The organism is Chitinophaga parva (genome assembly GCF_003071345.1).
GTDB classification, from domain to species: Bacteria; Bacteroidota; Bacteroidia; order Chitinophagales; family Chitinophagaceae; genus Chitinophaga; species Chitinophaga parva.
In genome coordinates, this window is the sequence record NZ_QCYK01000002.1 from 649,010 (window position 1) to 674,881 (window position 25,872).

Consider the following 25,872-nt stretch of genomic DNA (forward strand, 5'->3'; position numbering starts at 1 on the left):
TTTGCTGAAAACAAGCGTTTGCTGAAAATGGATACTGGTTGATTAAATAATGATTGGTTGAAATTGATGGGCTGAAAACAAAAAGCAATGTAAAATACAACCCATAATGCTGGAATGCAACCCCGCTTGCTTTTATTTTTTCAGCCCGTTAAAAAATCATCAGCCTTCGGCAAAAAACAATTGCTGACTGGCCAGCGGATTAAGTATTTTGCCCACATAAAATTTCGCGTTATGGAATTGTTTCAGTTAAATGGGAAAAAGGCCGTGGTAACCGGCGGTGGCAGCGGCATAGGCCAGGCCATCGCTACGGTGTTTGCCGCCCGGGGTGCGCAGGTGCATATCCTGGAGCTCAATGCAACTGCTGCCATGAGCACCCTTGAAACCATTGAGAAAGCAGGTGGCAAGGCAGAAGTATATGCCTGCAACGTGGCCGACCAGGCAGAGGTGATCAAGGCCATGGAAGCCATTGGCGGTATAGACATCCTTGTAAACTGTGCCGGCATTGCCCATGTAGGCAAGCTGGAAACCACTTCAGAATTTGATTTTGACCGGGTATACAGCGTAAATGTAAAAGGCACGTACAACTGTATGTTTGCCGCCATTCCCCAACTGCGCAAGCAAGGGGGCGGTGTGATCCTCAACGTAGCCAGCATTGCATCTACCGTGGGCATTACAGACCGTTTTGCTTATTCCATGAGTAAGGGCGCGGTGCTGACCATGACGCTCTCCGTGGCACGGGATTACCTGGCAGAGAACATCCGTTGCAACTGTATATCGCCCGCGAGGGTGCACACGCCTTTTGTAGACGGGTTCATTGCCAAAAACTATCCCGGCCGCGAGGCAGAAATGTTTGAAAAGCTGAGCAAGTCACAGCCCATAGGCCGCATGGCCAAGCCAGAAGAGGTGGCCTGGCTGGCCCTCTACCTCTGCTCTGACCAGGCTGGTTTTATCACCGGTACGGACTACCCGATAGACGGGGGCTTTATCCGGCTCAACAATTAACGCTTCGTTAAAAATGCAAGGGCGCTGGACAAATTGCAGTTTGTTTGTATTTTGGCTGGCGTAATACAGGTAAAAACCCCCTGTGATAGTCCTCATCTCATTTTGCAAACATGCGTTACAATTTAGGTCTCATCCTGCCACTTTTGTTCATCCTGGCCGCCTGCAGCCAGCAACCTGCCAGGACCAGCGCCAGCACGGATACATATTTTGATAAGGATTCCAACTTCCTGCCGGTGCCGGCCGGGGGTAATGTCCAGGTCAATATCGGCTCCCTGGACAAGGAAGAACAACTGGTGACCATCAAGGCTAACATTGCCGGCCAGCAGAACGAAAAAGTATTTTCCGTACCGGTGTCCAATGCGATGGACACCGCGGAACTGTATAAGTTTGTATGGGATACCGCTACCAGCTGCTATATCGCGGTGATGAAAAAGAACATGCAGCCGCGTTATTTCCACGCCAGCATTAAGGAGGGAGACCTGAAGATCCTGCAGGTAGGTACGCCGCCCATGCGCATCAGCGATTATGCAGACCGCCTCTACGCGGCAGATTCCATTGGCCGTAAAATGGTGAAAAGCCTGCGCCGCCGTGTACAAAGCGGCTCCGTGCTGGAAGACCTGGTGATAGAGACCAAACAGGTGCAGCCGGACCATGTGGTGATGACGGTGGCCTATGGCGCAGTTTCCAAAACAGATACCCTGCTGGTGCCCCACACGCTCAATGCGGGTGTACTGGGCACAGACAAGCCGGAAGAGGTGTCCTACGGCGTGCTGCAGGACGGCCGCTTTGTGCCTTTGTATAATATCCAGGTGGATGCCGGGCAATTGCGGCTCAAACAAATCAACAAGTTCAACGGTGCTTCGGCCACAGACCGGACGGAGCCTGTACAATCAAAATAGCATATGAAACTGATCAGGTTTGGATTACCGGGACAAGAAAAACCGGGTGTAGCAACGGCCGATGGCATGCTGGATGTAAGCGCCTTTGGCGAAGATTTTGGCGAACGTTTTTTTGAGACCAATGGCGTGGCCCGCCTGGCGGAATGGCTGGCGGCTAACGCTGCTGCCTGCCCCAAAGTGCCTGCAGCTGCACGTTTGGGCGCACCTTTCCAGCGCCCCTCCAAGATCGTGTGCATTGGGCTGAACTACAGTGATCATGCCGCGGAAACCGGCGCCCCCATTCCCAAGGAGCCCATCGTGTTCTTCAAAAGCACTTCCGCCCTGGCAGGCCCTGACGATAACCTGGTGATCCCGAAGAACAGCCAGAAAACAGACTGGGAAGTGGAACTGGCCATCGTGATCGGGAAAAAAGCAACGTATGTGAATGAGGCAGAAGCGCTGCAATACGTGGCCGGCTACTGCCTGCACAATGATTACAGTGAGCGTGCCTGGCAGATGGAGCGCGGCGGTCAATGGGTGAAAGGCAAGAGTGCCGACACCTTTGCCCCCCTGGGCCCCTGGCTGGCCACGCCCGATGAAATAGCCGATGTACACCAGCTGCGCCTGTGGCTGAAAGTGAACGGCAAAACCATGCAGGACGGCAATACAAAGAATCTCATCTTCAACGTGCCTTTCCTGGTGGCTTACCTGAGCCAGTTTATGACACTGCTCCCGGGAGACGTGATCTCCACCGGCACTCCCGCGGGTGTAGGCCTGGGCATGAACCCCCAGGTGTACCTGCAGCCTGGTGATGTGGTAGAACTGGGCATAGACGGCCTGGGGAGCGCTACCCAGCACGTGGTGGCCTTCCAATAATGATTGCTGAATTTATGGTGCAAAAGCATAAGCCGTAAGCTGCTTGTTAGCTGCGGGTTATGCTTTTGTGTTTTTATGCAGACGGCTTGGCGCTTTGCATTTAAGGATGTAACTTTCTGCGAAAGATTATTCCTATGAGGCGCTGGCTATGCTGCTTAGTCATTCTCGCATTGGCGGGATGTTCCAAGAGTTCTGATAACAGGAGGTTTGGGAACAATTCTATTCAAATTTCCATTAGCAGCGTTGTAAACGGCCACCCGCTTGTGCTCAAAGACAGCACCTATCATAATGCCATTGGCGAAGCCTTTACCGTTACTACCTTCCGTTACTATCTCAGTAACTTTTCCCTGACCACTTCTACCGGCTCCGTGACCCCGCTACCAAACACGTATTTTCTCGTGAATGAGGCAGACAGCAACTCCCGTACCCTGCTTATTACCGGTGTGCCGAACGATGCGTATGCGGCGCTGAATTTCCTGGTCGGGGTAGACAGTCTTACCCAGGCAGGCGGCCCGAAAGATGGTGCCCTGGATGTGGTGAATGGCATGTATTGGAGCTGGAACAGCGGGTATATCAATGCCAAGTTTGAAGGCACTTCCCCCGTGTCCACCGCGCCGGGCCATATTTTACAGTTCCATATTGGCGGCTTCCAGGCGCCTTATAATACCATCCGCTCCGTAAGTCTGCCCCTGGCGCAGCCCCAGGTATGGGCTGGCGGTGCACACCTGGTAAAAGCCACTGCGGACCTGTACCGCTGGTTCAATGTGCCCAATGCGATCAGCTTCGCTAAATTTTATGGCACCATGGAGCCTGATGCAGACGCCGTGAAAGTGGCGGATAATTACCAGCAGATGTTCACCATCACCAGCATTACCACCCCATGATCCGTAAAGCCACAGCAGTTGCTCTCCTGATCGCAGCCTGCTGGGCCGTGCTGGTCATCGCGTGCCGGCATGATGATGCCTTGGTATCTGCACCACACGCGTATCAGCTGGAACTGCCGGATAATTTCCCGCCGGTGCAATATGATTTTTCCCAGAACCCGCTTACGAAGGAAGGCATTGCCCTGGGCCGGGCCATCTTTTACGATCCCAAGTTATCGGCAGACAGCCAGGTGTCCTGCGCCTTTTGCCACCAGCAGTATGCAGCCTTTGGCCACTACGATCATGCGCTGAGCCACGGCGTGTATAACCGCATTGGCACCCGCACGGTGCCCAGTATCTTTAACATGATCTGGAGCAAAAGTTTTATGTGGGATGGTGGTGTGATCAACCTGGATATGCAGCCGCTTACGCCGCTTACGGATCATAATGAAATGGGAGAGGACCTGCCTGTGGTATTGAAAAACATGCAGGGAAACGCGCAGTATAAAAAAATGTTCAAAGCGGCTTTTGGTACCGAGGAAGTGACCAGCCAGCGCATGTTTCATGCGGTGATCCAGTTTGTGGCCACGCTCAATAGTTTTAACAGCCGCTATGACAGCGTGATGGCGGGTAAGGCTACCTTCAGCCAGGAAGAAGCCGCAGGTTACCAGCTCTACCAGCAGAAATGCGCCGCCTGTCACAAAGAGCCCTTGTTTACAGATGGCAGTTTCCGCAACAATGGGCTGCCCGTGCAGCCCGCACTGAACGATTCCGGCCGCATGCGCATCACTAAAAGCCAGGATGATTACCTGAAGTTCAAGGTGCCCTCCCTGCGCAATATCATCCGCACCCAACCCTACATGCACGATGGGCGCTTTTTCGATATTTACAATGTGTTTGCCCACTATGACCATGGCATTGTGCGGTCTGCCACCCTGGACCCTTTGCTGCAAAATGGCATCCCCCTGGACGCCGGCCAGCAGCGCCAGCTATATCTTTTTTTAAATACCCTCACGGATTACAAACTGCTGAACGACAAGTCGCTGGCTGATCCTGCCACGCCGCAGTAGCAGTGCCTGCTCTCAATTTTAACATTTAGAAGCCCGCTTTGGTACAGTGTTTGGCCCTCCGGTGTTATGAAACGGACATACTTGAAATGGTTCAAGCGGGCCGGGGTATTGGTTTTCAGCTTATTGCTGCGCCTGCCCTTTGTGCACGGGGAACCCATCAAATTGAAGAAAAGTGCGAGTAGTGGCGTGGCCAGTTTCTATGCAGACAAATTCAACGGCCGCCGTACCGCAAACGGTGAACGCTTCAGCAACCAGGGATTTACGGCGGCACACAACACCCTGCCCTTGGGTACCGTAGTAAAAGTAACCAATGAGCAGAATGGTAAAACGGTGTTTGTGCGCATCACAGACCGGCTGGCGCGGACCAATCACCGCATGATAGATCTTACGCAGCGGGCTGCCCGGGAACTGGGCTTCCTGCACAAAGGAGTAGCACACGTGAAGCTGGAAATATCAAAAGGGGAAGACCTGGCGGATACTTTCAGAAGCTCCTGGCTGAGGCCTTTTTATTGGGGCAACGCTTAAACATTTACATAGTTCTCACATTGTAGCAAATTGAGATTCTCCCAGAAAAAAACGCAGCCGTCCAAGCTGCGTTTTTTGTTGTTTCAATGTTTTTTGTGATGCTTCCAGCAGGTGACCACGTGGTCATCCACCATCCCCACCGCCTGCATAAAGGAATAACAGATCGTACTTCCTACGAACTTGAAGCCCCGTTTTAACAGGTCCTTGCTCATGGCATCGGAGATGGCTGTTTTAGCGGGCACTTCTCCCATGCTTTTGCGGCTATGCAGCAGTGGCTTATGGTCTACAAAGCCCCAGATATATTTATCAAAGCTGCCAAATTCTTTCTGCACGGCCAGGAAAGCGTGTGCATTCTTCACCACTGCATTTACCTTTAGCTTATTGCGCACAATGCCCGGGTTTTCCAGCAGGGAGGCGATCTTGGCATCGTCGTATCTGATGATCTTTTTCACATCCCAGTTGTCAAATGCCTTGCGGTAATTTTCCCGCTTTACCAGGATGGTGTACCAGCTCAGCCCCGCTTGTGCGCCTTCCAGGTTCAGCATCTCGAACAGGTGGCGGTCATCGTGGCTGGGAGTGCCCCATTCCTTATCATGATAGTCCATGTAGAGCTGGTCTTTCTCAGACCAGGGACAGCGTTTTTTTTCCATCTGAAATTGTGCAATGTACAGCGCACAAGGTACAACATTTTACAGCGCCCACTTCTTGCTCACCTCCTTCACCGTTTTTTTATATGTTTTCAGGCCGGCAATGGTCTGCCGGATAAAGCCATTGTCTTCCAGCTTGCCGATCACTACATCCATTTCTTCCTGGCTGCTGTAGGTCATTTTGCGGAAAGGATTGGTGTAGTCTTTTTCACGGCTGCGGTAAATGCCTTCTGTGAGGTTGCCCATGGTGTACACAGATTGTTCCATACATTGTTTCAGGAAGGCAGGTGTAAAGCCATCCGCGCTGACGCCGTGCAGGTGCATCATACAGGCAATGGCATGTTGCAGTTTTTCCGATTCATAAACGGCCCCTTCCTGTTTGTATACATCATGCAGTTGCAGCCAGCTGCCTATTTTGCCTTTGCGGATGCGGTTTTTCAGGTCTTCCACTGTGGCTTCGCGCATGAGCTGCCCGCCGACGTTCTGCCAGGGGCCGCGTTTGGCGGTCTTTGCGAGGGATTGTAATTGTGCAAAGGTGGCATCCGGCTGCTTGGCAAGATAAGCGAGGATATTGCGCACACCATACAGGTTCACGATCTCGCGCAGCACCGGGTAGGAGCGGTGTACTTTGAGCAATGCTGCTTTGCGGTTACTGTTTTCCACTTTGCTGGCGTAGATATTCATTTTAGCCACGGTAGCCGGGTCGTGGAGCAGCAGTTCCTGTCCTTTTTTAATGCAGGTTTTTGCGCCGGGTACTTCCTGTTTTTCCTGCAGGTACCAGGCTTCGCCCACGGCTTGTTCTATAAGGGGCAGGGCATGCAGCAGTTCTTCCATGGAGTCCGGCGCCATGTAATCATACTCTATGTACTGGATCTTGTTGCTGCGTTTATCACGGTCTATATACTTCCAGGCATTGCGGGCCAGTGCATACATGTTGTACAGGAACCAGTAGCCGGGCATGATCTTGAGCGTGTTGTCATGCTCATCGTTCATCACCAGGCTGAATGGATAGGGAATATCCAGCTCATTCATGTAGTTACCCTTGGCAATGAGCGTGAAGGTGGCAAAGCGGGAGTTGTGTTTCAGGCTCACGCACAGGCCCGGCCAGAACCCGCGCCCGGCAATGATCTCACCATCTGCACCCCGGGAGTTATGGTTACTGCCAATGGTGGCACCCGCCGCCATATTGCTCTGCCCCATGACGAGGGCCGCGCAAAGGAAAGAGTTGTTATGGTGTTGCTCGTGTGCCGGGAAGATCAGGGAGTTCAATACCTCACAGCAGGAGATGGTGGCATTATTGCCCAGGTAAGAGTTGATGAGGCGCGCGCCGTATTTCAGCTGGGAGTGGGAGGCCATTACAAAACGCACTGCCTTTACCCCGTAAAAAATGCGGCAGCCATAACCAATGATGCCATTCACCAGTTCACAACCTTCCCCTATCTGCGAGGTTTCATCCGGGCGGCTGTTGATGGTGAGGTTCTTTAGTTTATTGGCGCCTTTCAGGTAGGCGTCAGAGCCGATGGTTACATCTTTGATGATCTTGCAGTTCTTGATCACGGTGCGGTCGCCCACCATGCCATAGTAGCCCCGGCGCTTGTCAAATTGCTTTTCGGTGAGGATGCGGAATTGGTCCATGAGCTGCTGGTCATCACGGTTGCGGGTCCACAGGTAGGCGTCGCCCGGCAGCATGCCATCAAAGGGCAGGATCTTACGCCCGCCGTTCTCATTGCATAGTTCCATCCACAGGCGGCGCTCCTCAGACTCGCCATCTTTAATGATGCCGTTACCAAATTTGGCAAAGTCCGTGGTCTCCATTTCATTCACGTTGAAAAGGATCACTTCATTGCCAATGATGTAATGAGAGAGGAAGTTCACATTATGTACCACCACGTTGTCGCCAAAGTCGCAGGAGGTGATGGTGCTGTTGTACAAACCCACAGCCAGGCGCAGGTTGCGGAATTCGAGGAAGTAGGGTTCCAGTTTGCCGATGCGCACCATGCCATAGAAGTGGCAGTGCTGCACCAGTTGCGGGTTGAACTCATTAGACACCATGATGTTGTTCCAGTCGTCCGATGTATTGTCATTGCGCACCAGGATCTCCAGTTCCTGTGCCGTGAGCTTCCGGTACACACCCTGGCGCCCCCATTGCTGGTCGCGCAGGTAATATTCATCTTTCCCCTTGGGAAGATAAGCAGCATCCACGAAGTTGTATCCCAGCTCCGTGAGCGGGCGTTTTTCTATCCGGTTCATGCTTGTTTTTCGTTAATGGTTAATAGTTAATGGGTGATCGTTAATGGCCGGTGGTTAATTGTTGATGGCATAAAAAAATCGTCGTTTCATTGTGTTAGCGTATATCTGCCCTCGTCTTACCAGTAAGACATAACAGAAACACACGCGCAAACAACAAAACGACGATTAACTATTAACAATTAACTATCAACCTACTCTACGGTAACTGACTTCGCCAGGTTACGCGGCTTGTCCACGTCAAACCCTTTTGCTACGCCAATGTGATAGGCCAGCAGCTGCAAGGGGATTACGGAGATAATCGGCGCTACCAGTTCATCTGCGGCCGGCACCTCAATGAGGTCATCTGCCATGCTGCGGATGCTGGTATCGCCTTCTGTGACGATGGCGATCACTTTGCCTTTGCGGGCTTTGATCTCCTGTATGTTGGATACAATTTTTTCGTAGTTGGAATCGCGGGTGGCTACAAATACCACGGGCAGGTTTTCATCTACCAGGGCAATGGGGCCATGCTTCATTTCCGCAGCAGGATAGCCTTCCGCGTGGATGTAAGAGATCTCTTTGAGCTTCAGCGCACCTTCCAGCGCAATGGGGAAGTTGTAGCCGCGGCCCAGGAACAGGAAGTCGCGCGCATCTTTATATTTATGTGCGATCCGTTTCACCTGGTCATCCAGTTTCAGCGTGGCAGCCACTTTTTCAGAGATGCTGTCCAGTTCATCCAGCAGGTACTGGAAGCGTTGTTGGGTAATGCTGCCTTTTTCTTCTGCCACTTTCAGGGCAATGAGGGTAAGCACCGCCAGCTGTGCGGTAAAAGCCTTGGTACTGGCTACGCCTATTTCCGGGCCTGCATGCGTATAGGCGCCGGCGTGGGAGAGGCGGGCAATGGAGGATCCTACCACGTTGCACACGCCCAGGATGATGGCCCCCTTTTCTTTGGCGCTTTCCATGGCCACCAGGGTGTCTGCCGTTTCACCGGACTGGGATACGGCAATGATCACATCGCCCTTGCCCACCACGGGATTGCGGTAGCGGAACTCGGAGGCGTATTCCACCTCTACCGGGATGCGGCAAAGCTCTTCAATGATATATTCTGCGATCAGCCCTGCATGCCAGCTGGTGCCGCAGGCTACAATGATGATGCGGCGGGCTTCTTTGAGCAGGCTGGCGTATTCACGGATGCCGCCCATGGTCAGCGTGCCCTTCTTGGCATCCAGGCGGCCGCGCAGGCTGTCGTAAATGGTTTGCGGTTGTTCAAAGATCTCTTTCACCATGAAGTGGTCGTAGCCGCCTTTTTCAATGGCTGCCAGCTCAATGTCCAGCTTCTGGATGTAGGGGCTCTGGATCTCGTTGGCAATGTTCTTCAGGATCAGTTCATCCTTGCGGATAATGGCGATCTCATAGTCGTTCACATACACCACTTCCTTCGTGTACTCCACGATGGGGGAGGCGTCGGAAGCCAGGAAGTGCTCGCCTTTACCCACGCCTATTACCAGGGGAGAGCCTTTGCGGGCGGCAACCAGGGTGCCGGGGTCATCTTCATCAATGATCACGATCACATAGGCGCCTACTACGCGTTTCAGCGCCACGCGTACGGCTTCTTCGGTGGAGTAGCCGTTGCTGTTCTTGATCTCGCCAATGAAGTGTACCAGTACTTCCGTATCGGTATCGGAGGAGAAGGTGTGGCCCTGGTTGATCAGCTCCTGTTTCAGCTGCATGTAGTTTTCGATGATGCCGTTATGCACCATGGCCAGTTTGCCATCCTGTGATCTGTGGGGGTGGGAGTTACGGTCACTTGGCTCGCCGTGTGTGGCCCAGCGGGTGTGGCCTATGCCGATGTGGGCGTTAACATCCTTGCCGGCAACAAAGTCTTCCAGCTCTGCTACCTTGCCTTTTTTCTTGTATACCTGCAGGCCTTCCTTGCCGTACAGCGCCACGCCGGCACTGTCATAACCGCGGTATTCCAGTCGTTTTAATCCTTTAATGACTACGGGGTAAGCTTCTCGCTGCCCAATGTATGCGACGATTCCACACATATATGGTTATTATTTTTAGTGGTAGAAGATGCAATATGCTAATAAAAAATGGGAAGTCCTTGTATCGGGTTCCATCAAGTAGGCATACAAAATCCGGTTTTAAAAGAATGGTTCGCGGCGGGATGGGAGAAAAAAGTATGCCAAAACAGTATAGCCTGGAGTTAATTTATTATCACCAATGGCCCTCAAACAAAAACGCAGCGCCCGTGGACGCTGCGTTTCATGTGATGTGCCTGTAAATTATTTAAGGTAGGTATCAAATAATTTTAAGATGCGTTTATATTCATCCGTCCAGCTGCTGGGCGTAGTGAACCCATGGTCTTCCACCGGGTACACGGCCAGCTCCCAGTTGTCCTTGTGCAGCTCTATGAGGCGTTGCGACAAGCGTACAATGTCTTCAAAATGTACATTAGTGTCCACCATGCCATGGCACATGAGCAGGTGGCCTTTCAGTCCTGCTGCATGGTAAATGGGGGAAGAGCGACGGTAAGCAATGCTATCCGTATAAGGTTCATTAAGAATGGAGGCGGTGTAGGGATGGTTGTAATGGGCCCAATCTGTTACTGAGCGCAAAGCCGCGCCCGCGGCTATTTCCCCGGGTTTGGTAAACATGGCCATCAGCGTCATAAAGCCGCCGTAGCTGCCCCCGTACATGCCCACGCGGTTTTTGTCAATGCCTTGTTCCTGCTCCAGGTAATGCACCGCATCTATTTCATCGTCCAGGTCTTTGCCACCCATGTAACGGTAAATGCCCGTGCGCCACTTGCTGCCATAACCTGCACTGCCGCGGTAATCCACGTCCATGACGGTATAGCCCAGGTCTGTGAGCAGGTTGTTGAACATGTATTCTCGGAAGTACAAGCTCCACCATTTGTGGGCGTTCTGCAGGTAGCCGGCGCCGTGCACAAAGATCACGGCAGCCCCGTTCTTCTTCGCCGCATCCGGCTTGTACAGGCGGGCATACACGGTGGCGCCGTCGCGGGCGGTAAAAGTGATCACCGGCACATCGCGCCAGGGGTAGGCTTTAAAGGCGTCCGACTGTGCTTTAAAGGTAAGTTGCCGTGGTTTGCTGCCTGGTACGTTTTCCTGTACGTACAGCTCCCAGGGTTTGTTGGTGTAGCTGTAGCGGTAAGCGATCCATTTTTCATCCGGGGAAATGCTCACCTCGTGGGCGCCCGTCATGGTGGTAATGCGCTGGGGCTCCCCGCCGGTGGCGGGCATGCGGTACCACTGTTTTTCACCGGGATGTACGGCGTTGGTGAGCAGGTAGAAGAATTTTTTATCGTGGGAGAGCGTGGCCTCCTGTACTTCAAAGTTGCCTTTGGTGAGTGCTGTTTGCTGCCCGCTGGTCACATCTGTTTTGTATACGTGCGCATACCCGCTGGCTTGCGACATATACCAGCAGGTATGGTCATCCAGCCAGCCCAGGGAAGCATCTCCATATTCTTCGGGATCATCTATGCCGGGGCCGGCCACCCAGGCTTCATCCCGCTGCCGGTCTATGTTCTTTACCGCGCCGGTGTTCATGTCCACGATTGCCAGCCAGCGGTCTTTAAAGTCCTGCGAAAAAATATCCGCCAGTGCATAGGTACCGCCGGGCGACCAGTAAGGCCCGTGCACGATGACACCACGGGGCACCGTATCATAATGGCTGTAGTCTTTTGCAAAGTCCGGCAGGTCGTGGATGCCCGGTAGATCTTTGGTGATGACAGGATATACGGTGTCCTTTACGCGATCATAGATGAAGGACGCGTAGCTGGATTGGGGGTCACCCACTTTGGTGCGGGAAGGAATGTCTGTGGTAAAACCGCTGGCGCTTACAAAACTGGGTACTTTGGTGGATTGTGCGCCGGTAGCGGGTTTGCGCAGCTGGTACATCACGTAGCGCCCATCCGGGCTGATGCGGGTTTCCTCCACCTCCCGGTCGCCGGTGTAGAGGGTGCGCAGGGTGTCGTGCTTTACGCTTTGCTGGAAGGCCTTGGCTGCATCAGCTTTCTCCTGCTTGTCTTTGATGATGTCAAAGAGGGTCTGTTGCTGTGCATGCAGCCACTGTTCCTGGTGGTTCAGTTTTTTGGTCTCCGGCTTCTCACCTTTGGTAAAGTCGGTCAACTGCCGCGTGCCACCATCGGCCATGTCCCAGGCAAAGAGGTTATCACCGGAGGTGTACACCACGCTTTGGTCGTTGAAGCTGAACACCGGGTCGTTCTCATATTCCGTGGTATGGGTAATGCGGGTATCCCTGCCGGTCTTCAGGTTCAGCAGATAGATGTCGCCATTCAGGTTATAGGCAATGGCGGTGCGGGGCTGGTTATAACGTCCCCGGCGGATGGCCATCAGGCGGGCACGGTCCATGGGTGCGGTTTTAACGGGAGCTGCCTGGTTATAAGGCGTGGCATACAGGGAGTCTGCCAATGCCTGTTCCGGGTTCCAGTTAAAGTAAATGGTTTTGCTGTCCGTACCCCAGAATACCCGGTCTGGCGAAGTGCCTATCCAGCGCGTATCCTGCATGATCTTTTCAACGGTAAGGGTAGGCGCCTGCTGCGCGCTGGCCGCAAGGCCCACGCCACAAAGCAGGAGGGAGAGATATTGTTTCATTTTGGTTGTTTTATTAAAATGTACAACGTACAGCGTACAACGTACCAAAGCCCGCACCCGGGCTGTGTGACAATGTACGGATATCGGTAAAAATGAAGGTGGTGGTTGTTGTAGCCGGCAAAATAAATGCTTGCACGGCGCCCAAGACATTGTATCTTGTACAGTAAATATAACCAAAGCAACTATCAATGTACGCCGTACGTTGTACGCTGTACGATTTTGATCCTATGTACCGCCTCCTGCCCATATGCTTATTTGCCTTGCTCGCGGCCTGCCAGGAAACGGCCCCGCCGCGGGAGGCTGTGCCCGTGGCGGAGGATAGCACTTTCCTTACCGGCACCTTCTTCGTGGTAAGGCATGCGGCAAATTATCCCGGGTTCGATTCTACGCTTACCCCGGAAGGCCAATGCCAGGCCGGTGCGCTGGCCCGCCTGCTCCGCGATTCCGCCATCGACAAGATCTACTTCACCCACTTCAAGCGTTCCATCGCCACTGCAGACTCATTGCGTGCAGCGCTGCATACAGATACCGTGTTCTTTAATGCAGACAGCTCCGGCGAATCCCTGCTGTATGAGCTTACCCGCCATGGCGACTGGGGTAAACGGGTGCTCGTCATTGGTCACCGGCCTGCTTTGCTGCCCATGCTGCGCAGCTTCAAAGCCAGGCCCCCGGTGGATTCTGTGCCGGAGAATGTATACGATGAATTGTTTACTGTGTATAAGAAGCAGGACACGGTACTGTGCACCGTGAAAACGTACTAGGAAGGTACCTTGTACAGCGCTAAAATGCATTAGTGCCCCCGTGGAACACGAGGAGCCAGGCCACCGTAAAGTAGATGATAAGGCCTGTAACGTCCACCAGGGTGGCCACAAAAGGAGCGGAGGAGGTGGCGGGATCTGCACCCAGGCGCTTAAGGACAAGGGGAAGCATGGAACCGGAAAGCGTGCCCCAGAGCACTACGCCCACCAGCGATACGCCTACCACGCAGCCCAGCAACAGGCCGTGGCCATGGTAGCTATGGAAGATGGATTCCCAGATCATGATGCGGGTAAAGCCCACAATACCCAGGATGCTGCCCAGCAGCAGGCCGGATAAGATCTCGCGGCGCATTACGCGCCACCATGCTGCCAGGGTCACTTCGCCCAGGGCCATGGCCTGGATGATGAGGGTAGAAGCCTGGGAGCCGCTGTTGCCCCCACTGGAAATGATGAGCGGGATGAAGAGGGACAGGGTTACAAAGCGGGCGATCTCGTTTTCAAAAACGCCCATGGCCGTGGCGGTGAGCATTTCACCTAAGAACAACACCACCAGCCAGCCGGCACGTTTGCGCACCAGCTTAAACAGGGAAATGTCCAGGTAAGGCTCATCCAGGGCTTCGGTACCACCAATGCGCTGTACGTCTTCGGTGTGTTCTTCATTGGCTATCCACAGCATATCATCAATGGTCACAATACCCAGCATAATGCCGGAATCATCTACCACGGGAAGGGCTACACGGTTTTCCATGCGGAACACCTGGATGGCTTCTTCCTGTTCATCCATCACATGGAGGGATACAAAGCGGTCGTCCATCAGCGTGTTCACTGCGGTATCGGGCGATACGAGCAGGAACTCACGGATGCGGAAATCGTCCAATAATTTACCCGTACTGTCCACCACGTAGATCACGTCAATGGTCTCGGAATCTTTGCCATGTTCGCGGATATGGTCCAGCACCTGGCGCACCGTCCATTGCTCCTGCACGGAGAGGAACTCCGGGGTCATGATGCGGCCTACACTGGTTTCAGGGTATCCCAGCAGGGAAAGGGTGATCTTGCGTTCTTCAGGGTCCAGCAGCTTCAAAAGCTCTGTGAGCGCGGCACTGGGCAGTTCACCCAGGAAGGCCGTACGGTCATCCGCGGGCAATTCATTGAGCAGTTCTGCTACCTTACCGGCGGGCAACGACTTGATGACATCTTCCTGGTCGGGGAAGTCCAGGATGCGGAAAGCCGCTGCAGCGCGGGATATGGACAGGTTGTTGATGATGGTGGAAGCCTGTTCCGGCACTTCCCGAATCAGTTCGGTAATGTCGGTAATGAGCTGGTCATCCAGGTACACTGTAAGTTCCCGGAAGTTGCGCTCCTGCAAGAGTATTTCAAATTTTTCCAGTAAGGCTTCGTTTTCCATATCAGTTTTACCCGGTGGCGAAAATAAGCATTTAAAGCTACCAAGTCCGGGCCAGGTATATTTTTTGTATTAACTTTTGAATAAGCATTGGCGTTTCGTTAACTTGCCATCTGTTCGCTTTATTACTACACTTTTTATTATGATCAAACCGTATTTACAAATCTTGAAGTCCAAGGGCAGAGGCCGTGGCGTTTTTACAAAAGAAAGAATTGCATCCGGTACCCGGATCGAAACGTCGCCAGTGCTGGTCCTGTCTTACGACGATACGGCCATTGCGGATAAAACCAAGTTGCATAACTACATCTTCCTTTGGGGAGCAAGAGAAACCCGTTCCTGCATAGCACTGGGCTACTGCTCCATCTACAACCACTCTTATGATCCGAACTGCATCTATGAGATGGACTTTGAAGCAGAGACCATGAGCATCATTACCCGCCGTGAGATCAAGAAAGGAGAAGAGTTGTTCATCAACTACAATGGAGACCCGGAGAATACCAACCCGGTTTGGTTTGATGTAAGGAAGAAATAAGTTTCTTTTTAAATGATTCATACAAGACCCTCGGGGCGTTTTAAACAAGCGCCTTCGAGGGTCTTTTTTGTTGCTCCTGCCGTGGGATCATTGGCAGGGACCCGCAAACAGAAGACGGTGTGCTGGTGACCACCACGGCACCTCCCTACAGGGATTACCTGTCCGCAGCGGGGCGCAACATGCTCCTTTCAAACCTGATTTTTTTGGAAAAATCCCGCCCCCTCCGTAATATCGCTTTAAAATATATAAGCACTTATATAATTTCACGTACATGCCCTTCTATCCATCACTTGGGTTCCTCGTTTTTGGCAGCCGCCTGCGCCGCCTGAGCGAGTATTTCCTCTCCGAGGTCAATAAAGTTTATGAGCAGCAGGGCATTCCCTTTGATGCCAGTTGGTTCCCGGTCTTCTATCTGCTGTCCAGGCATCAGCCGCTGTCGCTCACAGCCATTGCAGATGAACTGGAAGTGTCACATTCCGCCATTAGCCAGCTGGTCACCAGCCTGCGGAAGAAGGGCTGGGTGACCACGAAGGCCAGTAAGGAAGACGGGCGGCGCCAGGAAGTGATGTTCACCAAAAAAGGCCAGGCCTTGCTGCTGCAACTGGAACCTGTGTGGGAAGCGGTAACGGCCGCCATGGAACAAATGGCCGGTGAGCATGCAGAAAGCCGCCGCATCCTGGCCGGCATCGCCGCCCTGGAAGCAAGCCTGGACGAGGTGTCCCTTTCTGAACGCATCTCCCGTCATCTTTCATCATACACCCAAACAACCACTGCTTAGTTATGCAAACATTCCGTTACGGCACTGATACGTTGAGCGTAGGCCTGGCCCTTGACCTGGCAGAAGGCCGCGCCCGGGGCGTGCTCACGCCCCAGGTGATGGACCGCATCCGCCAAAGCAAACAATACGTGGACGAGATCGTGTCCCAGCATACCACCGTGTATGGCATCAATACCGGCTTTGGCCCCCTCTGCGATACCAAGATCTCCGAAGCAGATACGCGCGCCCTGCAATACAACATCCTGCAAAGCCACTGTGTAGGTGTGGGCGCCCCCATTCCCGCAATGGTGGCAAAGCTCATGCTCATCACCAAGGTGCAGGCCCTGGCCCAGGGCTACTCCGGCGTAAACCCCATCACCCTGGAGCGTATCTGCTGGCATATTGATCATGACATTATTCCCCTGGTGCCGGAAAAAGGCTCTGTAGGGGCCTCCGGCGACCTGGCCCCTTTATCCCACCTTTTCCTGCCGCTCATTGGCCTGGGACAGGTTTGGTACAAAGGCGTGCAAACGCCCGCTGCTGCCGTGTTACAGCAGGAAGGGCTGGAGCCCGTGGTGCTGGGGCCCAAAGAAGGCCTGGCATTGATCAACGGTACCCAGTTCATTTTGTCCTTTGCAGTAAGGGCGGTGCAGCGCCTGCACAATGCCCTGGAAGCGGCAGACATCATAGGCGCCCTTTCCCTGGAAGGCCTTATGGGCACGTCAAAACCTTTTGATCCCAGGTTGCACGCCATCCGGCCGTTCCCGGGTAATCAATACGTGGCCCACCGCCTCCATGCCCTTACCGCTGGCTCGCAGATCATGTACTCCCATGCGGACTGTGGCCGCGTGCAGGACCCTTACTCCCTGCGTTGCATGCCCCAGGTACATGGCGCCTCCCGCACGGCCTGGCTGCACCTGAAAGAACTTACTACCATAGAGCTGAATGCCGTGACGGACAATCCCATCATTTTCAGCGCGGAAGACACCATCAGCGGGGGCAACTTCCACGGCCAGCCATTGGCCCTGCCCCTGGATTACGCCACCATAGCGGCTGCAGAGCTGGGCAATATCTCCGACCGCCGCTGCTACATGATGATCGAAGGCCGTTTTGGGCTGCCTAAACTGCTCATTGCGGATGCAGGCCTCAACTCCGGCTTCATGATCCCCCAGTATACCACGGCCGCATTGGTCACAGAAAATAAAACGCTTTGTTTCCCCGCCAGCGCAGACAGCATACCTACTTCCCTGGGCCAGGAAGACCATGTGTCTATGGGCTCCATCAGTGGCCGTAAGCTAAACCAGGTGATCGATAACCTGGAGTATATCCTGGCCATAGAACTGCTGTATGCCGCGCAGGCAGTGGATTTCCGCCGCCCGCTGGTATCCGGCCCCGTGCTGGAAGCGGTGCATGCATACGCCCGCCAGCAGGTAAGCTTTGCGGACAAGGACCGTGTATTTGCCTATGATATTGCCGCCTTGCAAAAGATTATTGCAGACCAGTCGCTGGTACGTATAGCCGATACCGTAGCCGCCCAACATCATATCACCTTAAACAATGCATCTCATGAACAGTTTGGACTTTATTAAGACCTACGCGGCACACCCGCATTACAAAGCCCCGCGTGGCATGCAGCTGCATGCAAAGTCGTGGCAAACGGAGGCCCCCCTGCGTATGCTGCTCAATAACCTGGATGCGGAAGTGGCGGAGAACCCGGATGAACTGGTGGTGTACGGCGGCATAGGCCAGGCAGCGCGCAACCGCGACGCACTGCAAAAGATCATTGAAGTATTGCTTACGCTGGATGAAGAGCATTCTTTGCTGGTACAATCCGGCAAGCCCGTAGGCGTGGTACGTACCCACCCGCAGGCACCCCGCGTGATGCTGGCCAACAGTAACCTGGTGCCCAAGTGGGCCACCTGGGAGCACTTTAACGAGCTGCGCGCCAAAGGCCTCATGATGTACGGGCAAATGACCGCCGGCAGCTGGATCTACATCGGCACGCAAGGCATCCTGCAAGGCACGTATGAAACCTTCATGGAATGCGGCCGCCAGCACTTTGGGGGTAACCTGGAAGGTAAGCTGCTGGTCACGGCCGGCATAGGTGGTATGGGCGGTGCACAACCGCTGGCGGCCACTATGGCAGGCGCCGTGTTCCTGGGTGCAGACGTGGATGCTTCCCGCCTGCAAAAGCGCATCCATACCCGCTACCTGGACAAGATGACCCACAGCTATGAAGAAGCCATTGCCTGGGTAAAGGCGGCACAGGCCAGCGGCACGCCTTTGTCTGTAGGCCTGGTGAGCGATGCCGGCGACCTGCTGGAACGTCTGCTGAAAGACAATATCATTCCCGATATCCTCACGGACCAGACTTCCGCACACGATCCGCTGAATGGTTATATTCCCAATGGTCTTAGCCTGGAAGCCGCAGCAGACCTGCGTAAGCAGGATGCCGCCGCTTACCGTGCCCTGTCTATCCGCAGCATGGCCCGGCACGTGAATTTCATGCTGGACCTGCAGGCTAAAGGTGCTGTAACATTTGACTACGGCAATAACCTCCGAGAGTTTGCCAAAGAAGGTGGGGCAGCCAATGCCTTCAATTTTCCTGGTTTTACACCCGCCTATATCCGCCCGCTTTTCTGCGAAGGTAAAGGCCCCTTCCGCTGGGTGGCCCTTTCCGGTGATCCCGAAGATATTTATACCACAGACCGTGCATTGATGGAACTGTTCCCGGAGAACAAGGCCCTGGCCAACTGGCTTACACAGGCAAAGGAAAAGATCGCCTTCCAGGGGCTGCCGGCACGCATTTGCTGGCTGGGCATGGGAGAGCGGGAAAAGGCAGGACTGCTGTTTAACGAGCTGGTAAAAACAGGCAAGGTAAAAGCACCCATCGTAATAGGGCGTGACCACCTGGACTGTGGTTCTGTAGCCTCCCCCAACCGGGAAACGGAAGCGATGAAAGACGGCTCTGATGCCGTGTCCGACTGGCCTCTGCTCAACCTTATGGCCAATACTGGTGGCGGCGCCACCTGGGTATCTTTCCACCACGGCGGTGGCGTAGGCATGGGCTATTCCCAGCACGCCGGCATGGTGATCCTGGCAGATGGCACAGACCGTGCAAAGGCTTGCCTGCAAAGGGTGTTGTTCAATGACCCTGCGTTAGGTATTTTCCGTCATACAGATGCGGGTTATGAGAAAGCCGCGGAAGTGGGCAAACAATTCGGCCTTCAACTTTAAAGCAAAACAGCCATGCAACTGATCGGTCCTTTTATACAGATCCTGCCACTAACGGATATGCCTATACGTGGCCCGCTGGGTGAACGTCATTTACGCATCATGGAGCACGGTGGCCTGCTGGTAGCGGCCGGGCGGGTGGTGGATGTGGGCGGCTATCAGGATATGAAAGCACAGTACCCGGATGCGGAGCTGCATTTTATTGACACGCCCCAGGTGCTGCTGCCCGGCTTCATCGACTGCCACACGCACATCTGCTTCAGCGGTACGCGCAGCCGTGATTACAGCATGCGCATTGAAGGCCAGTCATACCTGGACATAGCCCGCGCGGGTGGCGGTATCTGGAGCTCCGTAACCCAGACACGGGCGGCGTCGCAGGAAGAACTGGCGGCCCTGGTGGTACAGCGGGCCAACCGTCACCTGCAGGAAGGCGTGACCACGATAGAAGTAAAAAGCGGTTATGGGCTCAATGCAGCGCAGGAGTTGAAAATGCTGCGCGCTATCCGCGATGCAGGCGTGCATACCAAGGCATCGCTGGTAAGTACCTGCCTGGCCGCCCACCTGGTGCCCAAAGATTTTGAGGGCGATGAAAAGGCCTACCTGGAGTGGATCATCGCAGACCTCTTGCCACAGGTACAGCAGGAAAGGCTCAGTAACCGCGTGGATATTTTTATAGAGCAAACCGCTTTCTCCCCCGCAGCCGCCATGCCTTTCCTGGAGGCCGCCGCCAGCCTGGGTTTTGACCTTACGGTGCATGCAGACCAGTTTACCGCCGGCAGTGCGCAACTGGCCGTGGCGGTGCATGCACGGAGTGCAGATCACCTGGAAGCCAGTGATGACGCGGCTATCCGGGCACTGGGTGGTGCAGATACGGTAGCGGTCGTGCTGCCGGGGGCTTCATTGGGCCTGGGTATGCAGTACGCGCCGGCACGCCGCCTGCTGGATGCGGGTGCCATCCTGGCCATTGCCAGCGACTGGAATCCCGGCTCTGCCCCCATGGGTGACCTGTTGATGCAAGCCGCAGTACTAAGCGCGGCAGAAAAGCTGTCCGCAGCAGAAGTGCTGGCAGGCCTTACCATCCGCGCGGCACATGCCCTGGGCCTGGAAGACCGGGGCGTACTGCGTTACGGCTGGTTTGCCGATATGCAATCTTACCCTTGTGCAGATTACCGCGACATTCTTTATTACCAGGGTAAAATGAAGCCGCAGCACGTTTGGAAAGAGGGTATCTTGGTGAAATAAATCAGGTGGATATGAAACACTACCGTCCCCCACAGGCCTGGACCGGCCGCATAGATGGCTTTTCCGCGCCTTACCTGCGCTGGCACCAGGTGGTATTGCCGGTGGACCTGCGCCAGCAAGCATTGCCCCCGCTGGCAACCGGAGAGAAAGGGCTGGCTTTACTGGGCTTTGCCTGTGATGAAGGCGTGCGTCGCAACAAAGGCAGGGTGGGTGCTGTGAAAGGCCCACAGGCCTTGCGCAGCGCCTGCGCCAGCCTGCCGATGCACTTCACCGGCGAATTCCGCCTGGTAGATGCAGGCGATGTTACCTGTGAAGACGGGGACCTGGAAGCCGCACAGGCCACGCTGGAACGTGCCGTACAATCCTTGCTGGAAGCGGGTTACAGGCCGCTGTTGCTGGGTGGTGGGCATGAGATCATGTACGGCCATGCCTGCGGCGTGCAGCAGTTCCTGGAAGCAAAGGCCTTGCACAACACCCCCCATACCTCGGATGTACAACAAGCCGTGAAGGCCATGCCCACGCTGGGCTTCATCAATTTTGACGCACATTTTGACATCCGGGAGCCGGATGCCGCAGGGCCCAGTTCCGGCACGGGTTTCTGGCAGCTGGCCACGGAAAGCCAGGCCGCCGGCCGCCCTTTCCGCTACCTGGCATTGGGCATCCAGCCCATGGGCAATACCCAGGCCCTCTTCCAGCTGGCCCATACCCACCGGGTGGAGTACGTGATAGCAGATGCATTCCATTTTTCAAAAACGGAACTAACGTTAAAGACTATACGTAACTTTATAGCCGGCGTAGATCATATTTATTTTACTACCTGCCTGGATGTATTCAGTGCTGCAAATGCGCCGGGGGTAAGCGCCCCGGCCCCCAATGGTATTCTGCCCACCGGGCTGGCCCTGCAGTGTTACCGGCAGATCCTCCAGTGTGGTAAAGTGATCAGCACGGATATTGCGGAGCTGAATCCCGGTTATGACAGCGATAACCGCACGGCCAAGCTGGCCGCGGCCCTGGTGTTTGAAACGGCCAGTGCTTATCTTGGGCTGGTGTATTGAATATTTGGAGTGCTACTGATTATATGGTAAATTCATGGCGCTAAAACCCCAACGCTATGTACCGTGTACCAAAAATTGCCACGCTGATGCTGGCCGGCATGCTCTTTACAATGGCTGCCTTTTCACAGAAAGTTAAAGTAACCGAAGGAGACCTTTCTGCACTGAAAGGAGAAAAGATCATCAACACGCAATTTACCTACGACAATATGAGCGTAGGAAAATTTCCCAAAGAAGCCGACTACGTAAAGCAAAAGACGGATGACCTCAACAAGAAAACACCCGGCCGTGGCGATACCTGGGCCAAATCGTGGGTAGCAGACCGCGAGGGCCGTTTTGAGCCTAAGTTCAATGAACTGCTTTCCAAAGCCAGTGGCATGGACGCCGGCACCCACAAAGATGCCAAGTATACGCTCATCTTCCACACCACTTCCACAGAGCCTGGTTTTAACGTAGGCGTAATGCGCAAAAGCGCTTCCGTGGACGGGGAAGCTTTGCTGGTAGAAACAGCTGATCCTTCCAAGGTGATCGCCCGCATCAAGGTGGACAATGCACCCGGAAATGCATTCTGGGGCAATGACTGGGATACCGGTGAGCGGCTACAGGAAAGCTATGCCACAGCCGGCAGGGGCATCGGAAGGGTGATAGACAAGCAGGTTAACTAACAATAAAAAAGGCGTGATGATTCACGCCTTTTTTTATTTTAAAATACGATGGTCTTATTGCCATGCACGATCACCCGGTCATCCACGTGCGCCTTCACCGCGCGGGTGAGCACCTGGCGCTCTATATCCTTGCCCAGCATGACCAGGTCTTCCACGGAGTGACGGTGGCTTACCCGGGCCACGTCCTGTTCAATGATAGGCCCTTCGTCCAGTTCATTGGTTACATAATGCGCTGTGGCGCCAATGAGCTTTACACCGCGGGTGTACGCATTGAGGTAAGGCCTGGCGCCCGCGAAGGCCGGCAGGAAAGAGTGATGGATATTGATGATGCGGCCTGGCATACGCTCCACCACGGTGGGGGAGAGGATCTGCATGTAACGTGCCAGTACAATGAAATCGATGCCCGTATTGGCCAGCAGGGCCAGTGCCTGGGCTTCCTGCTCCGCTTTATTTTCTTTGGTTACCGGCAGGTAGTGGAAGGGAATGTCAAAGCTTTCCACCTCCGCCCGCAGGCTTTCGTGGTTGGAGATCACCAGGGGTATATCCACCTTCAGCTCCCCGCTACGCCAGCGCCACAGCAGTTCCTGCAGGCAGTGGTCGTAGGCAGATACAAAGATGCCCATGCGCTTGCGGTGGTCCGGGTAGTCAATGCGCCAATCCATTTGCATGGGATTTGCTACACTTTCGGCAAAGGAAGCTTCAAACGCGTGGCGGTCGCTGGTACTGTTTTCCAGGTGGAATTCCATGCGCATGAAGAAAAGCCCCTCGCGGGGATCGGTACTATGTTGACTGGCGTCCAGGATATTGGCGCCCAGGGCGTATAGGAACTGAGACACGCGCGCTACAATGCCCGGCCTGTCTGCACAGCAGATCAGCAGGCGGCCCGTGAATTGGTAAGTGGCTTTCATGAAGGAGGTGTGACCGTTTTTTCCTGTACAAAATATAAAAAAGCATTCATTTGTTTTAGGCCGTTACCTTTGTCGCTATGAAAAAGATAGGCCTGCTTTCGGATACCCATAGCTATCTGCATCCACTGGTACAGCGGCACTTTGCCGCGGTGGATGAAATATGGCATGCCGGCGACCTGGGAGATTCCGCCACGGCAGACGCCCTGGAGGCCCTGGGCAAGCCTTTCCGTGCGGTATGGGGCAATATAGACGGGCCGGAACTGCGACAGCGCTACCCCGAAACCCAGCGCTTTACCGTGGAAGGTGTGGACGTGATGATGACCCATATAGGTGGTTACCCCGGTAAATATGCGCCGGGCATCCGCGCCCAGCTGCTGCAACATCCGCCCAAACTCTTTATCTGCGGGCATTCCCACATCCTCAAAGTAATGCCCGATCCCCAACTGGGCCTCCTGCATATGAATCCCGGGGCATGTGGCATACAGGGCTGGCACAAGGTAAAAACGTTGCTGCGCTTCGTGGTGGACAGTGGTAATATCAAGGACCTGGAGGTGATAGAATTGCCGAAATGAACTGGCACGCCCGGTTTGGCTTGTATATTGTAATGCTTTCGCTAAAAAGACGCATGCACATCCCACTGAAACATATAGCCCTGGTGACGATGCTTTGCGGCTGTACCACGCTGGCCATGGCCCAGCGGCATCACTGGCCCAAATGGGCGCTTACAAAGAATGATACCAGTTATGTGGAAGATCATTCCCGCGAGTTTACCTTCCGTTTGTATGAATCGCGGAAGTATGGTGCTTTTGCAGTACATGAGCGGGGAGGAAATCAAAAATTCCGCTATTTCAGCAACACGCCCTTCAATATCGGGGTGGGCGCCAACTACCGCACGTTTGCACTGAACCTGGGTTTTAACTTTCCGTTCATCAACAACGGCCTCAAAGAAAAATACGGCAAACCTAAATACCTGGACCTGCAAACGCACGTCTACCTGCGCCGCTGGATAGCTGACATCTACCTCCAGTATTATAAAAGCTATTACCTCGTAAATCCTGAAGGCACCATCAAAGATTACGTGGAGGATGGCCAGCACGCCCGCCGCCCGGATATACAGAGCATAGCAGCCGGAGGCACCATCACTTACATCGACAACGATGAAAAATTTTCTTACCGCGCTAACAGCATACAGGTAGACTGGCAGAAGAAAAGTGCCGGATCCTGGATAGCAGCGGTTTCCACCATGTTTGTAAACGTACATGGTGATTCTTCACTGGTGCCTGCCAATATGAAGGATGAAGGCTACCTGTCCACCCGGCCCTATGACCGCACCGGCCACTGGCAGATCACAGCAGGAGGCGGGTATGGTTACACCTTTGTATACCGCCAGCATTTCTTTGCCACGCTGGTAGCGCAGGTAGGAGTGGGCATCAATACCGGCGCCACTCAGTTTTCTGATGGCGTGCGGGAACGGGGCGCGGGCTTTGGCTGGAATACCAATCTCCGCGCGGCTATCGGCTACAACTCTGCGCGCTATTTTGCCGGCATTCACTGGGAAAATTTTGGGCTGCATAATAGTGTAGCGGCGGCGAATGCGTACGAAACATACGGCACGGGCAATTTGCGTGTGAGCATAGCAAAGCGGTTTTTCGTGAAGCGGCATAGGAAGGGCTAGCCCTGCCTCTACTTCCCTCTCGCCATCACATGTGGATAGGGATGAAATAAAAGCGGCCGTTTTACTTGCAAAACGGCCGCTTTTACAATAAGGAGCGGGAAGATTATTGTACGGTTTTGATCACGTTCCACATCTGCTCTGCCACCAGCTTATTGCCCGTTTCGTTGAGGTGCACGCCATCCACGGTGAGCACACCTTTTTCCACGTCGCTGGTGTTGTGGGCGGCTTCGTATTCCGTAAAGAACTTGCGGAGGTCCACTAACGGTATGTGCTGCGCTGCCGCTACCTGGCGGATACTTTCGCTGTATTTGTCCAGGTCTGCATCCTGTTTGTTTTCGCCATTATGTTTTTCACCAATGGAAGCAGGGGTCACTACGACCACCTTGCTGCCATGGTCCTGCAGTTTTTTGATCAGGGCGTTGTAGAATTTCACAAACTTGTCCGGGTCAGTGCCGGTGCCAAACATAGACTTATGCCATACATCGTTCACCCCCACCCAGATCACGGTGATGTCGGGTTTTTTAGCCAGTACATCTGTGTCCATGCGGAGGTAGAGGTCATACACCTTGTTGCCGCCAATGCCGGCGCCAATGAGGTCGTAGCCCTTGTTGCCCTCCTGGGCCAGGGTTTTCTTGAGTACGTCAATGTAGCCGCCGGGATTTACGCCGGCCTGGGTAATGGAATCGCCGAAGAAGACTACTTTTTTCACTTTAGCAGTTTTGAAAGCTGCCAGGGCAAGCACCCCGGCCAGCAAAGCAAGCACGGTTAATTTTTTCATGATAGTTGCGTGGTTATTGTTTAAAGGTTCATAACGTTTCCGGTAAGCATAATTATTATCCGTAGAAAGATACAACATTGCCCGATTAGTAGGTAGCGCGTATCGGCCATAGCCTTACCTGCCGGGCGCA

23 protein-coding genes are annotated in these 25,872 nt (G+C 54.0%); 16 read left to right on the forward strand and 7 right to left on the reverse strand.

Annotation, left to right across the window (positions count from 1 at the left end):
- The first annotated feature begins 231 nt into the window (after positions 1-231).
- From DCC81_RS13130 to DCC81_RS13155, 6 genes are all read left to right on the forward strand, one after another.
- Positions 232-1,002: an SDR family NAD(P)-dependent oxidoreductase gene (locus DCC81_RS13130; RefSeq protein WP_240612979.1), complete on the forward strand. Its 771-nt coding sequence runs from the start codon at positions 232-234 to the stop codon at positions 1,000-1,002.
- A gap of 110 nt (positions 1,003-1,112) precedes the next feature.
- A complete protein-coding gene (locus DCC81_RS13135) occupies positions 1,113-1,901 on the forward strand; it encodes a hypothetical protein (protein ID WP_108687082.1) in 789 nt (262 codons plus the stop codon).
- A gap of 3 nt (positions 1,902-1,904) precedes the next feature.
- The gene (locus DCC81_RS13140) at positions 1,905-2,756 is read left to right on the forward strand and encodes a fumarylacetoacetate hydrolase family protein (protein WP_108687083.1); all 852 of its coding nucleotides are present in this window, start codon (positions 1,905-1,907) and stop codon (positions 2,754-2,756) included.
- A 134-nt stretch (positions 2,757-2,890) separates the two neighbouring features.
- Positions 2,891-3,640 (forward strand): MbnP family protein, encoded by a 750-nt coding sequence (locus tag DCC81_RS13145; protein WP_317047845.1) that lies wholly within the window; start codon positions 2,891-2,893, stop codon positions 3,638-3,640.
- Positions 3,637-4,689: a cytochrome-c peroxidase gene (locus tag DCC81_RS13150; protein WP_108687085.1), complete on the forward strand. Its 1,053-nt coding sequence runs from the start codon at positions 3,637-3,639 to the stop codon at positions 4,687-4,689. Before DCC81_RS13145 ends, DCC81_RS13150 begins: the two co-directional genes overlap by 4 nt.
- A gap of 81 nt (positions 4,690-4,770) precedes the next feature.
- A complete protein-coding gene (locus DCC81_RS13155; protein WP_205686327.1) occupies positions 4,771-5,214 on the forward strand; it encodes a septal ring lytic transglycosylase RlpA family protein in 444 nt (147 codons plus the stop codon).
- An 83-nt stretch (positions 5,215-5,297) separates the two neighbouring features.
- On the opposite strand, the gene DCC81_RS13160 is transcribed toward DCC81_RS13155, so the two are convergent.
- The 4 genes from DCC81_RS13160 to DCC81_RS13180 form a co-directional block, all read right to left on the reverse strand.
- On the reverse strand, positions 5,298-5,864 hold the full coding sequence (locus tag DCC81_RS13160; protein WP_108687087.1) for a DNA-3-methyladenine glycosylase I: 567 nt from the start codon (positions 5,862-5,864) through the stop codon (positions 5,298-5,300).
- Between the two features lie 39 nt (positions 5,865-5,903).
- Positions 5,904-8,111, reverse strand: a complete 2,208-nt coding sequence (locus DCC81_RS13165; protein ID WP_108687088.1) for a DUF4954 family protein — start codon at positions 8,109-8,111, stop codon at positions 5,904-5,906.
- 191 nt (positions 8,112-8,302) lie between these two features.
- On the reverse strand, positions 8,303-10,141 hold the full coding sequence (glmS, locus tag DCC81_RS13170) for a glutamine--fructose-6-phosphate transaminase (isomerizing) (protein ID WP_108687089.1): 1,839 nt from the start codon (positions 10,139-10,141) through the stop codon (positions 8,303-8,305).
- A gap of 240 nt (positions 10,142-10,381) precedes the next feature.
- Positions 10,382-12,736, reverse strand: coding sequence for a S9 family peptidase (locus tag DCC81_RS13180; protein ID WP_108687091.1), 2,355 nt, complete (start codon positions 12,734-12,736; stop codon positions 10,382-10,384).
- A gap of 188 nt (positions 12,737-12,924) precedes the next feature.
- On the opposite strand from DCC81_RS13180, the gene DCC81_RS13185 reads away from it, so the two are divergent.
- Positions 12,925-13,497, forward strand: coding sequence for a phosphoglycerate mutase family protein (locus DCC81_RS13185; RefSeq protein WP_108687092.1), 573 nt, complete (start codon positions 12,925-12,927; stop codon positions 13,495-13,497).
- Between the two features lie 19 nt (positions 13,498-13,516).
- On the opposite strand, the gene mgtE is transcribed toward DCC81_RS13185, so the two are convergent.
- On the reverse strand, positions 13,517-14,902 hold the full coding sequence (gene mgtE, locus DCC81_RS13190) for a magnesium transporter (protein ID WP_108687093.1): 1,386 nt from the start codon (positions 14,900-14,902) through the stop codon (positions 13,517-13,519).
- Between the two features lie 163 nt (positions 14,903-15,065).
- On the opposite strand from mgtE, the gene DCC81_RS13195 reads away from it, so the two are divergent.
- From DCC81_RS13195 to DCC81_RS13225, 7 genes are all read left to right on the forward strand, one after another.
- Entirely contained in the window at positions 15,066-15,431 is a 366-nt protein-coding gene (locus tag DCC81_RS13195; protein ID WP_240612980.1) for an SET domain-containing protein, read from the forward strand.
- A gap of 271 nt (positions 15,432-15,702) precedes the next feature.
- On the forward strand, positions 15,703-16,209 hold the full coding sequence (locus tag DCC81_RS13200) for a MarR family winged helix-turn-helix transcriptional regulator (protein ID WP_108687095.1): 507 nt from the start codon (positions 15,703-15,705) through the stop codon (positions 16,207-16,209).
- Positions 16,210-16,211: 2 nt separating this feature from the next.
- Positions 16,212-17,777 (forward strand): histidine ammonia-lyase, encoded by a 1,566-nt coding sequence (hutH, locus tag DCC81_RS13205; RefSeq protein ID WP_108687096.1) that lies wholly within the window; start codon positions 16,212-16,214, stop codon positions 17,775-17,777.
- Positions 17,755-19,425 (forward strand): urocanate hydratase, encoded by a 1,671-nt coding sequence (gene hutU / locus DCC81_RS13210; protein WP_108687097.1) that lies wholly within the window; start codon positions 17,755-17,757, stop codon positions 19,423-19,425. Before hutH ends, hutU begins: the two co-directional genes overlap by 23 nt.
- A gap of 12 nt (positions 19,426-19,437) precedes the next feature.
- Positions 19,438-20,664, forward strand: coding sequence for an imidazolonepropionase (gene hutI / locus DCC81_RS13215; protein ID WP_108687098.1), 1,227 nt, complete (start codon positions 19,438-19,440; stop codon positions 20,662-20,664).
- 11 nt (positions 20,665-20,675) lie between these two features.
- Positions 20,676-21,719: a formimidoylglutamase gene (gene hutG, locus DCC81_RS13220; protein ID WP_133177655.1), complete on the forward strand. Its 1,044-nt coding sequence runs from the start codon at positions 20,676-20,678 to the stop codon at positions 21,717-21,719.
- 56 nt (positions 21,720-21,775) lie between these two features.
- Positions 21,776-22,381, forward strand: coding sequence for a hypothetical protein (locus DCC81_RS13225; RefSeq protein WP_108687100.1), 606 nt, complete (start codon positions 21,776-21,778; stop codon positions 22,379-22,381).
- Between the two features lie 38 nt (positions 22,382-22,419).
- Here the strand turns inward: DCC81_RS13225 and purU are convergent, their stop codons facing one another.
- Positions 22,420-23,289, reverse strand: a complete 870-nt coding sequence (purU, locus tag DCC81_RS13230) for a formyltetrahydrofolate deformylase (protein WP_108687101.1) — start codon at positions 23,287-23,289, stop codon at positions 22,420-22,422.
- 77 nt (positions 23,290-23,366) lie between these two features.
- On the opposite strand from purU, the gene DCC81_RS13235 reads away from it, so the two are divergent.
- Both DCC81_RS13235 and DCC81_RS13240 read left to right on the forward strand, forming a co-directional pair.
- On the forward strand, positions 23,367-23,861 hold the full coding sequence (locus DCC81_RS13235) for a metallophosphoesterase family protein (RefSeq protein WP_108687102.1): 495 nt from the start codon (positions 23,367-23,369) through the stop codon (positions 23,859-23,861).
- A 53-nt stretch (positions 23,862-23,914) separates the two neighbouring features.
- Complete coding sequence (locus DCC81_RS13240; RefSeq protein ID WP_165806565.1) at positions 23,915-24,964, forward strand: DUF4421 domain-containing protein; 1,050 nt, start codon at positions 23,915-23,917, stop codon at positions 24,962-24,964.
- Between the two features lie 103 nt (positions 24,965-25,067).
- Here DCC81_RS13240 and DCC81_RS13245 read toward each other — a convergent pair whose 3' ends face one another.
- A complete protein-coding gene (locus DCC81_RS13245) occupies positions 25,068-25,742 on the reverse strand; it encodes an SGNH/GDSL hydrolase family protein (protein WP_108687104.1) in 675 nt (224 codons plus the stop codon).
- Positions 25,743-25,872: the final 130 nt, after the last annotated feature.

Coding starts and splice junctions, on each gene's coding strand:
- DCC81_RS13200 (WP_108687095.1), top strand. CDS start 15,703: ATGCCCTTCTATCCATCACTTGGGTTCCTCGTTTTTGGCAGCCGCCTG.
- DCC81_RS13150 (WP_108687085.1), top strand. CDS start 3,637: ATGATCCGTAAAGCCACAGCAGTTGCTCTCCTGATCGCAGCCTGCTGG.
- glmS (WP_108687089.1), bottom strand. CDS start 10,141: ATGTGTGGAATCGTCGCATACATTGGGCAGCGAGAAGCTTACCCCGTA.
- DCC81_RS13160 (WP_108687087.1), bottom strand. CDS start 5,864: ATGGAAAAAAAACGCTGTCCCTGGTCTGAGAAAGACCAGCTCTACATG.
- DCC81_RS13135 (WP_108687082.1), top strand. CDS start 1,113: ATGCGTTACAATTTAGGTCTCATCCTGCCACTTTTGTTCATCCTGGCC.
- purU (WP_108687101.1), bottom strand. CDS start 23,289: ATGAAAGCCACTTACCAATTCACGGGCCGCCTGCTGATCTGCTGTGCA.
- DCC81_RS13145 (WP_317047845.1), top strand. CDS start 2,891: ATGAGGCGCTGGCTATGCTGCTTAGTCATTCTCGCATTGGCGGGATGT.
- DCC81_RS13225 (WP_108687100.1), top strand. CDS start 21,776: ATGTACCGTGTACCAAAAATTGCCACGCTGATGCTGGCCGGCATGCTC.
- DCC81_RS13140 (WP_108687083.1), top strand. CDS start 1,905: ATGAAACTGATCAGGTTTGGATTACCGGGACAAGAAAAACCGGGTGTA.
- hutG (WP_133177655.1), top strand. CDS start 20,676: ATGAAACACTACCGTCCCCCACAGGCCTGGACCGGCCGCATAGATGGC.
- DCC81_RS13235 (WP_108687102.1), top strand. CDS start 23,367: ATGAAAAAGATAGGCCTGCTTTCGGATACCCATAGCTATCTGCATCCA.
- mgtE (WP_108687093.1), bottom strand. CDS start 14,902: ATGGAAAACGAAGCCTTACTGGAAAAATTTGAAATACTCTTGCAGGAG.
- DCC81_RS13185 (WP_108687092.1), top strand. CDS start 12,925: ATGTACGCCGTACGTTGTACGCTGTACGATTTTGATCCTATGTACCGC.
- DCC81_RS13165 (WP_108687088.1), bottom strand. CDS start 8,111: ATGAACCGGATAGAAAAACGCCCGCTCACGGAGCTGGGATACAACTTC.
- DCC81_RS13245 (WP_108687104.1), bottom strand. CDS start 25,742: ATGAAAAAATTAACCGTGCTTGCTTTGCTGGCCGGGGTGCTTGCCCTG.
- DCC81_RS13130 (WP_240612979.1), top strand. CDS start 232: ATGGAATTGTTTCAGTTAAATGGGAAAAAGGCCGTGGTAACCGGCGGT.
- DCC81_RS13180 (WP_108687091.1), bottom strand. CDS start 12,736: ATGAAACAATATCTCTCCCTCCTGCTTTGTGGCGTGGGCCTTGCGGCC.
- hutI (WP_108687098.1), top strand. CDS start 19,438: ATGCAACTGATCGGTCCTTTTATACAGATCCTGCCACTAACGGATATG.
- hutH (WP_108687096.1), top strand. CDS start 16,212: ATGCAAACATTCCGTTACGGCACTGATACGTTGAGCGTAGGCCTGGCC.
- DCC81_RS13240 (WP_165806565.1), top strand. CDS start 23,915: ATGCACATCCCACTGAAACATATAGCCCTGGTGACGATGCTTTGCGGC.
- hutU (WP_108687097.1), top strand. CDS start 17,755: ATGAACAGTTTGGACTTTATTAAGACCTACGCGGCACACCCGCATTAC.